The sequence below is a fragment of the Candidatus Aquicultor sp. genome (assembly GCF_054640775.1).
Window position 1 is genome coordinate 1 of the sequence record NZ_JBTSLF010000088.1, and the last position, 9,171, is coordinate 9,171.

General features: G+C 34.2%; 7 protein-coding genes and 1 pseudogene. 4 read left to right on the forward strand and 4 right to left on the reverse strand.

Annotated elements, in window-relative coordinates; genetic code table 11:
* Positions 1–1,183: 1,183 nt before the first annotated feature.
* From ACYC56_RS08445 to ACYC56_RS08460, 4 genes and pseudogenes are all read right to left on the reverse strand, one after another.
* Complete coding sequence (locus ACYC56_RS08445; protein WP_461373744.1) at positions 1,184–1,840, reverse strand: PQ-loop domain-containing transporter; 657 nt, start codon at positions 1,838–1,840, stop codon at positions 1,184–1,186.
* A gap of 40 nt (positions 1,841–1,880) precedes the next feature.
* The gene (locus tag ACYC56_RS08450) at positions 1,881–2,549 is read right to left on the reverse strand and encodes a sterol desaturase family protein (protein WP_461373754.1); all 669 of its coding nucleotides are present in this window, start codon (positions 2,547–2,549) and stop codon (positions 1,881–1,883) included.
* Between the two features lie 37 nt (positions 2,550–2,586).
* Entirely contained in the window at positions 2,587–2,841 is a 255-nt protein-coding gene (locus ACYC56_RS08455) for a hypothetical protein (RefSeq protein WP_461373745.1), read from the reverse strand.
* Positions 2,842–3,110: 269 nt separating this feature from the next.
* Positions 3,111–4,097: pseudogene (locus ACYC56_RS08460) on the reverse strand (ribonucleotide-diphosphate reductase subunit beta).
* A 129-nt stretch (positions 4,098–4,226) separates the two neighbouring features.
* Here ACYC56_RS08460 and ACYC56_RS08465 point away from each other — a divergent pair.
* The 4 genes from ACYC56_RS08465 to ACYC56_RS08480 all read left to right on the forward strand — a co-directional run bounded on the left by ACYC56_RS08465 (position 4,227) and on the right by ACYC56_RS08480 (position 9,067).
* On the forward strand, positions 4,227–4,817 hold the full coding sequence (locus tag ACYC56_RS08465) for a hypothetical protein (RefSeq protein WP_461373746.1): 591 nt from the start codon (positions 4,227–4,229) through the stop codon (positions 4,815–4,817).
* On the forward strand, positions 4,801–6,780 hold the full coding sequence (locus tag ACYC56_RS08470; RefSeq protein ID WP_461373747.1) for a hypothetical protein: 1,980 nt from the start codon (positions 4,801–4,803) through the stop codon (positions 6,778–6,780). Before ACYC56_RS08465 ends, ACYC56_RS08470 begins: the two co-directional genes overlap by 17 nt.
* Positions 6,781–7,649: 869 nt before the next feature.
* A complete protein-coding gene (locus tag ACYC56_RS08475; RefSeq protein WP_461373748.1) occupies positions 7,650–7,919 on the forward strand; it encodes a hypothetical protein in 270 nt (89 codons plus the stop codon).
* A 176-nt stretch (positions 7,920–8,095) separates the two neighbouring features.
* Entirely contained in the window at positions 8,096–9,067 is a 972-nt protein-coding gene (locus ACYC56_RS08480) for a hypothetical protein (protein WP_461373749.1), read from the forward strand.
* Positions 9,068–9,171 lie beyond the last annotated feature (104 nt).

A 9,171-nucleotide genomic window follows, 5' to 3' on the forward strand; every position in this document is an offset into this window, starting at 1 on the left:
CAATGACCCAGTCAGTTCAAAAAATAAATTATATTAAACAATAAATTATCACTTTTGTTTTATTGGCTACCAATTCTCCTCGGTATGTTAACATACCGAGGAGAATAATAACCCAATAGAATAAATGCTATTATTTTGGGTGTTTTGTTGTTTGAAAACAAGTGGATAAAATATCCACTTATCAAGAAATTATAAATATCATGAGCGACATGGACGAACAAAGAAATCTTTTTATTGTGATAATTGGATCTGTTATCGTTGCAATTGGACTGTGTCTGGGATTGGGATTTCTAATACTTGGTTGTGCTTTATACAATAATTGGTCGCTGTTTTTTTTAAAGTAGGTGGCCTTTGTTTTCGTTCATTCCTTTTGTTTTCTCACCATTCCCAGAATTGTTGGGGAGAATGGTGGTTGGAAAGAGAGTATCATTTGAGGATGATCTGGACCAAGTATCAGGGGTTGAACACTTTACCTCTTTTCTATCTTCAACTCTCCAATGTGCTGGGTTTGGAGTAAACATCATCTTGTATCATTCCAACATTGTATTTTACATTTGTTTATTTAGATTGGCTGGAGAGAATTTTTAATTGAAATAGTCGGCTGTTGCGCGATTTTTTTCTCATTGTCCTTGTTTTACACCTCACTCCACACCACAGCAGAAGAAGAATCAAGTTTTTAACCAATTAAAGTTTTATTTCAATTGATAAGTATTAAGTCATGACTAAATTTTATTATTTTTTAAATTCTGATACTTTCTTTTGTTTTAACAGCCCTTTTTCTAATTGATTCTAAACTTTCGGTTTCCATATCTTCGCACGCTTTGTCTTCTGATGTCTTTGGAAAACTTGGTGGTGTAAATTTGAGGCCTAAATTAAAACAAAGTCGTACCTAATTTTTGACACATGTTAGAAAATGAAACACATGACTTGTCAAACGACTCAATTATCTCTTGCCTCTCCTTTTTTATAATGTTGGGTGAAATTGTTTGATCTTGAATCATTCTACTTTCAATTTTTTTTAAAATATTTTCTTCCATTTATCCAATAAGAATTAGAAAAATATTGTTTTTACTTATTATAGTAAAGTATCAAATGTAAATTTTGATACCATAAAAAAAGAATAACATTTACACGTAGACGAAGAATTAGAAACACCACAAAATAAAGTTTTATAACGATTGATCTAGATAAACAAAGTTGGCTCTGTCTCTATTTTGTTTGGATATATTTTCACAAAATAGGATAACAATATACATAAAACAGCACCAGCTGCATACCCCGCCAGCAAATAAACATCTCTTTGATCAAAAAATTGAAAGCCGAATTTTAAAACGGATCCAACCATCTGGAAAAATATTGTCCATCTTGAAATGGTTCCTATGAATTTTAAAGTGTATAATAATATTATATAGTAAACAACTGTAAATACATATAGAAAAACCCCAACAACCTGCAAGATATAGATAAAGTCTTCTGCTACATATCTGCTGCTCAGAACAGCAAAAAAAAACACGATACACATAAACCAAGATATCGACGTGAAGATGTCATAATATGCTCCCTTGATTTGCTTACTTTCATAGTATTGTATTAACAATAGTATAACTCCCAGCTGGATTGTAGTTGGGACACTGTCACCCCATATGTAAAAATCATAATTCATTCGATATCCGTAAATAGCATATAGCAAATAAGACCATATTTCCGTCCAAGTTGCCAGCAGTGGGATGCACTCTCTGGATTCTTCTGTCACCATCAAATATATCTGTGGTGTTTTGAAAAGCAATGAAAAGGCAACTGTGATATATCCAAAAACAGCATAATATATATGTTCTGTCATTTTAAAAAGATTTTATTTTTGAATACTTGGTTATATAAATCTAATCCAAAGTTGCATTTGTTTGAAATATATAATCCAAATGACTCGCGATGGTAGACACCCCAAAGTTGCTCTTTTCTTTTCCAAAATGATGATGTAAGTGATTTTTTCTCAGGGTTTTAAAAAACAATTTGTTTCCATGATGGAAATAATAATGTGACAAATCATAAATAAGATATCCCAGGATAAACCCTGTCGATATAGAATACGCATGAAATTGATATATGTATTTCAAACATGCAAAAACAGGGAGCAATACAAACAACATACCCCACAGCGGAGGGAATACCAACCGTTCACTGTCTCTTGGTGTTTTGTGGTGAATACCATGGAACAGAAAATGAAAAACAGTGAATGGATATTCTGTGATATCAGCATGAAATACAAATCGATGCATTGAATATTCAGTCAACCCCCATAGATAAACACCATACATAAGTCCCATGATAATTGCATAGTGTGAACATCGGTCATATGCCAGTGTTATGAAATAACAACAAATTGGAAGGTAACACATTGGAATGTAGTACCAATGTGTCTTTGAAAGTGTTTCTAATATTGGATTTCCAAATAGTATGTATCTTTGTTTGGTTTTGCTGGGTTGATGAACCCATTGTTGATAATTCTCTACTTTGTGAAGTTGTGAAAGAATGGGGTAATTTTCATCCATTTCCAAAATAAAAATTCTATTATTTTGTTTGTAAATTTTATTTTTCTAACTCTTTTCCACCATCAAGCTCGAGCAAAAAAAACTCTTTACTCATGTCTTTAAGAAGGTGATTGTCTCTTTTTTCATAATCGTGTGTGAATAACTTCCCTCCTTCCAACTCAAGAAAGTAACAACCTTTAAAACAATCTTCAATTAGATTTGGAGATTGGTCATTCTTTTCATGTTTTTGATTATCGAAGTAGTTTTGAAATATTTGAGATTTTACATTGGTTGGTGGTCTTTTTTTGTTCATTTCTTTTTAATTTCTCTTTTTTTGTGTTCTTTTAATTCTTCATAGTTTTATTGTTGTTATTATTCTATTGGACTACTAATTCTCCTCAGCATGTTAACATGCTGAGGAGAATAGTTATCCAATGGAATAAATATTACTGTTTTTGTCATTGTTTTTATTCTATTGGATAACTATTCTCCTCAGCATGTTAACATACTGAGGAGAATAGTTATCCAATAGAATAAATTATTGTTGTTTTTGATGGTTTCTCGTCGTGTTTAAATATTTATTCAAAAATCTTCATCAAGATTAAACAATTTTTCGCTTTGGGTGTTTGCTTTTGAATATTCGCCTACCCTTTTCTCGAAAAAGTTAGTTTTTCCTTCGAGTGATATCATCTCCATGAACTGGAACGGGTTTTTAGTGTGGTATATCTTTGGATATCCCAAATCCAAAACGAGCTTATCAGCAACGAACTCAATGTATTCACTCATCAGTTTTGAGTTCATTCCAATCAAATCAACCGAAAGTGCTTCACATATGAACTTTTTTTCAATTATGACAGCTTCTTCAACAACTTCGTATACTGTTTCTGTGGCGAGTTTTGTGTGTTCAAGTGTATTATACAACAGACAAGCGAACTTTGTGTGTGTCCCCTCATCTCTCGAAATCAATTCATTGCTGAAGGTCAATCCAGGCAACAGTCCTCTTTTCTTGAGCCAGTAGATAGCACAAAAAGAGCCAGAAAAGAAAATACCCTCCACACAGGCAAAAGCAACAAGTCTAGTCGCGAAAGAAGCATCTTTATGCATCCAGTGCATTGCCCATTCTAAGCGTTATAAAAAAGACAAACCAGCTTTTGACTTTACAGTCTCAATCCCTTCTATTGCATTAAACAACTTTTGTTTTTGTGCATCATCCTTTATATACGTGTCTATTAGAAGACTATACATTTCAGAATGGATGTTTTCGATGGCAATTTGAAAGCCATAAAATGACCTTGCCTCTGGGATTTGAACTTCACACATGAACTTCATTGCTAGATTTTCCATTATAATCCCATCGGATGCTGCAAAGAATGCAAGTATGTGAGATATAAAGTATTTTTCGTTTTCGTTAAGATTCTCCCAATCATTCATGTCCTGACCCAAATCCACTTCTTCAACAGTCCAAAAACAAGCCATTGCTTTTTTGTACATGTTCCATATGTTATCGTGTTTAATTGGGTATAATACGAATCTATGTGGGTTTTCTTTTAATATTTTTTCTTTTGACATATTTCTTTTATGAAAATTGACTTTTCGCTTTTAAAAATAAAAAGATTTCTATGGAGTGCTTCCTTATTTTGGATTTGTTGGTCTTAAAAACTTTGAATTACATAGTTAGATATTTTATTTTAATATTTTATGAATCAAAAACACAAAGACAAACTACTGGCGTTGCTGTCATTTCTGAGTTTGGGGACCTATGTTTATATATTCAATGCGATAGATGACTCCGTTTTTATGTTCATATTGACTGTTTTGATGGTAGTCATTTTTACCGTGGTTGTTCTGACCAAGTTCATAACAGAATGGACTCCTGAGCTATATCAAATCATAATATTCCACTGTGCTGTTTTGCTTATATATATACTGTCGTTTATTTCCATCCTTATACACAATACAAATGTGATTGCATGGTTGGGAGGCACGGAGGGATATAAACTGGCATCTTTCATCCTGTGGTTCTTTATTACTCTTTTGTTCATTCTTTTTGGATACTATGATATTGTCTATTTCAGAAAAAATAAAAAAACAGTCGCCATCGTTGAAAAAAAAGAGGATCGTGTCCCACTCTTAAACACCAAAGAACAACAGACATTCTTAAACATTCAACCAGTGGATAATGGACAGCAGTATTCTCAAAATACATATGGTATTAACATCGAAGTTGATTATGATTTTGTAAAAAGAAAGGAATTAATAGAAAGCTGGAACGGTGCAAATAAAAAATAAAATGTCATTTCTTGTATCCATATTCACGGATGGAATTGGATTAGTCATTAGTGGAATTGGAAGTGGTATTGGATTTGTAGGCAGTGGGGTCCTAGCCACCTTTACCTTCGGTGTGAATGTATTGAAACCACTGACCAAAAATATTGGGAAGCAAAGGTTCGCCCTAGCACCATCCCCCCCAGAAGACACCAGTCTGACTTCAGACATCACCCTCATTGTCTTGGAGGCGATTTATACACTTAAGGACACTCTTGGATTCGCAATTACCGTTTTTATCACAATGGCACCAGTTATTGTAATGATGATTCCTTCTATGACGACATGGACCATTGCTAGCTATCTTCTTCAATATTTTGGAGTTATCATTTTGATTGCAATCAACGCACTTTCAGTAGGGTTGGTGGTGGCTGCTACTTTATGGGCAACGGTCTTGAACCTAGTATTCGATCTGATGAATGCATTTGCACCGATCTGGAACCTTGTTTGGGATTTTATCATCCAAATTGCTATTATTTTGTTCAATGCTATATGTCCAGGTCCTTTTGTTCCCAGCGAGATATTAAACGCATGTCCAATTATAAACATATGGATTAGTTTTGTGATCTTATATTACACATTGATATTTACTATATTGCGTATATTTTGGCAACTGTTGTTGTCTGCTTATTTGTTCATAGGAGGCTTGATATGTCCAAATGGAATTTGCACTGGAAGCATTTGCGCAGTGGCGAAAATTGATCCATGTACATTTGACATTTATGTGTTTGTAACATGGCTCGCAGGCGCCATGAATTGGATTTTTACCGTTTTTGTCCAATGGGTTAGACTGACCCTTGCATTTATTTCTGATGTGTTGAATGTCGTTGTTTATCAGGTTCTTGGAATTGTAACTACATTTGGGATATCGCTTCCATTGGCGTTGAATAACAACACAAACTTACTGGCATCGACGATCGTACAGTCAAATGACACAATCATACAAGAGGGATTAGATGGTTACAAAAATGTATTGTTGTTCTTGGAGTCCGCGATATATGAACTGTTGGGTATTGGAGTGAGGTTTTTACTTGGTGGTATTATTATGATTGATGCTCTGCAATGTAATATATTTAGACATTTCAGAAATTGTGCCGCCAGTAAATCATGTTATGCCTTGGCATATGTTGGTCTTCAATATATAGAAATCGCAGGGATTTCGCTTCCTTTTGATTTTTCGATAATATGTGCAGCATTGGGACTATATAATGAACAATGCCGATGCGACATTATGATTTATACTCAACCACAAGAGGCTTTTTTTTCTTTGGACGTTGTCCCGTTGATATACATATTGATACCCTTTTTTGCTACAAGTAGAATATCCTGTATTGAAGTACAGACGGGAGCGACACGAACACAGTGTGTTTTGCAACCAACAATGTTCACTGCAGTGTTTAACCCACCAGTCAACACATCAAATGGGAAACCAGCTGCTTATATTTTAAGACCATATGTCCCAGATCAGCTTTTTTATACTCTTGTCCAGGGGTTTCAGGGGAATCCTTGCAACTGTCCATATGGATCATGGCAATATGCACAGGCTATGTGCGGTACTGAAAACCAAAACGGCTACCAAATAGTTAGCCCCCTTAATGCCAGGATTGGAGGGGCTGGTTATATATGTGTTGGCGATTTTGATACCCCAAATACTAGATTTAACGTCCCTAATCAGGGCGTTGGTGGAATATCAAGTGATTGTATCGATAATGCGCCTTCAATATTGGATCAAACATATTCGCAATCGCCTGTTAATTACTTGGCTGTTCTGGGTGAGGGTATTTGGGTTCCATGCGTCCCCGGACAAAACCCATGTAGTAAAACAGAATCGATATTACCATTTATATTTCCACAGATTAAATCATCCTGCATACCCCAAAGTTTCTCAATAATCGCCTTATCAATTTTTATTTTCCTTATGAACTAGTAACCCATAAATATTTCGTTGTGATTTTATAACCCAATCTTTGAAATAAAACAAATGGCATCCATAAGAAATATTTATTCTTCATACCCCAATCCAAGCAATAAACCCAACAATCCAAGCAATGTGTGTTAACCTTGTCAACAACCCAGAAGATGTGTTGATAAGTCCATTGCATTGATTTACTTTAAAAAAGAGACCATTGCTTAAAGGAATACAGACAATTTGGTTGTAATCGATTTGATTTATACTAACAACATTTCCAAGACAGCCCGAAAACTCATATGTCGTGTTTGTCAAATAACCATTAAAGCATTTTATGATATAATAGTCATCAAGACATTCTTCTGTTGGAATATATTGAACTTTTCTATAATCATTGCATTGCACATTATTCAATTCACTTAGAGACACACTGATGTTATTTGGATAATAATAAGTGTTGTATTTGCATATAGGTTTAATATATAACGATGGATAGTTTAAAGAGCATGTAGGTGAGGAATAAACTGGGGTTGTGCAGTTTTGACATGTTGAATTTGAAGAGCATAAATAGGTTTCCAGACTACCATTGTTGCATTGATTTTGATAAGTTTTATTTTGGTTTGTAGTGCAGTTAGAAGGTGTAAACGATGGATAATATATGAAAGGAGTGCCTTTGCAAGTGGATTGCCAGTATCCAAAAACAACAGCAACTTGACAGTAAGTTTGACTGAAACAGAGCAAAACAAGGAGTAGTATTAGTGAATTCATTTTCATGGATATTTTGAAAGTTAAGATATGGATTGGTCTATTTAAATGAATATTCACCAATCAATTATTTACATTGAAGATATTTTGTTTGACAAATAAAAAAAATTGATTTTTATAAAATGAAGAGAGCTGAAGTAAAGAATACTTTCATCATTAATGGCAGCCCTGATAACAATTCGAAAGAAATGGTCAATATATTTATCACAACTAAAGACTATAACCCCTTTGAAGCATGGCTGCCTTACATTAGTTGGAATCAAAAATATTTAGAAAGTTCACCCATGAGAACTAATTTCTATTGTCATCGTGACAAAATTGAGCATATGAAGAAGACATTGATTGAAAAGGATTATGTTGAAAGAAACATTAAATTTCAGCATCTAAAATAAAACAGGTTTTTAAAGCGATAATAAAATACTTCTTTTCGATATAAAATTTAAAAACAAAAATGACAACTTACAACAATTACAATTTCATCATGCAATTATCCGAAGGAAAGGTTGTATGTAACTTAGACAGTAAGGGGTACTACTTCTATCTTACGTTGGACCCAGTCTTGCATTTGGTGATAGAAAAAATCAAAACAACAAAGAGTAATGTGGTACTTTATTTTTACAACAGCAGGCAAAAATCACAAGTGCGTTTGATCGACAAAGACACGGTAGAGTCAGATGACATCAACGACTTTGAGCTGATTTTAAAGCTGGAACTCGACACTGGACCATTTGCGCCTTTACTAGCGTCCACTCCAATTTACCATTATCACGAACACAGACTGAAGACAGACGGCAGTGGATTTTGGAGCTTGTGTCTAAACGACCAAGTCCACATACTATCGCAACTTGATCCGTGGAATGCGTCTATGCATGTTATTTCCACAATGGCAAATACAAATCTGAATTGTTATGGTGTTCTTAAGAAGGATTACAAAGACAGAAAAAACTGCAGTGTGTTTTACAAAACGCAAAACAACATTTTAACTGTGTTTGGACTCAATGGGACATCACTTTTCACAACAAAGAGAATCAATGAAATAAAAAACACAATTCGAGACTTTCAAATATATTTAGTTTATGCTCCCAAGAACATCGACCTAAAGCTAGAAGAAGATCAATGGGAAGTGGTCGCAAAAGAAGACTGGGATGGTTGGAATGCTTGGACAAAATACAAACCAAACCAGACTATCATTGTTGAGATGATTGGTGATCAAATACATATCACTGACACTGACATAGACCAGAACAAAAACGATCTCATCAAAAAGCAATACGATCTAACAGCTATGGAGTCCAAAACCGTCCAAATACAGAACGAGATCATTAAAACACAAAATGATACACTGCAACATGTTTCTGATGCGTTGAAATATACAAAGACACCTCAAAACAACCCACCAAATACTCCAGACATTCAACCAACCACACCACAAGAACCAACCACAGACATCCCACAAAAAGACCAACTTGATAAGGTCTCAGTCGAAGACATTCTTCGAAATGTTGGCTACACTGAAGAAGAAATAGAGCAAATTATATAATAAAATTTTATTTTGATTAAATAAATTTGCAACATGGGGAAAAGACCATTTAAAATCGTAGCATTTGATATTGAAACAGGTGGATGTTTCTTAGGCAAAAACCC